This is a genomic window from Halorubrum sp. Atlit-26R (genome assembly GCF_003666015.1).
GTDB lineage: Archaea > Halobacteriota > Halobacteria > Halobacteriales > Haloferacaceae > Halorubrum.
Genome location: NZ_QPLT01000329.1, coordinates 1 through 560, shown reverse-complemented (window position 1 = coordinate 560; position 560 = coordinate 1). Strand labels below are relative to the sequence as shown.

Annotated in this window: 1 pseudogene; it reads right to left on the bottom strand. The window is 65.9% G+C overall.

Features of this window, described 5'->3' with window-relative positions:
• A pseudogene (locus DVK07_RS23030) lies at positions 1–560 on the bottom strand (hypothetical protein); the annotation flags it as partial.

Below are 560 nucleotides of genomic sequence, written 5' to 3'. Positions count from 1 at the left end.
GGTCGCCACGTGGATCTTCGAGCTCTTCGTCGACGAGCTCGTCCGCAGCTGGAAGGATCGGCTCAACATCCGGATCGCCCACCTCCCAGCGCGGGAGTGGAGCTCCGTAGTCATCTCTCGCGAGGCGGTACGCCTCGGTGAACGTGTCGCCCTTCAGGGTGTCTGTCGGGGAGTCGATGAGCCCGCTGTCGAGGGCGACCAGGCGAAGCGCGTCTATCGTCTCCTCGGTGTCGGCGTCCCAGACGGTCCCGCTGTCGAAGACGAGTACACTCTCCCCACTGGCGGAGTCACGCCAACCGTCGACGGGATCGGGATCGACGTAGTGAGTCACGTTCGCAGCGTCGGCCTCAGTGACGTTCGCGTCGAACGCCCACGCATCGAGATCGTGGAAGTCGAGTTCGCGAACAGCGGCGATGACGACGTCGAACCGGTCGGCGGCGTCAGCCTCAGTGACGTACTCGGGGAGCGGAGCTCCGTACGCCTCTCGGGCTCGGCGGTAGGCCCGGTCGTAGGCGTCGCCATCGAGCGGCTCCTCAACACCCACGTCATGGTCGACGTAG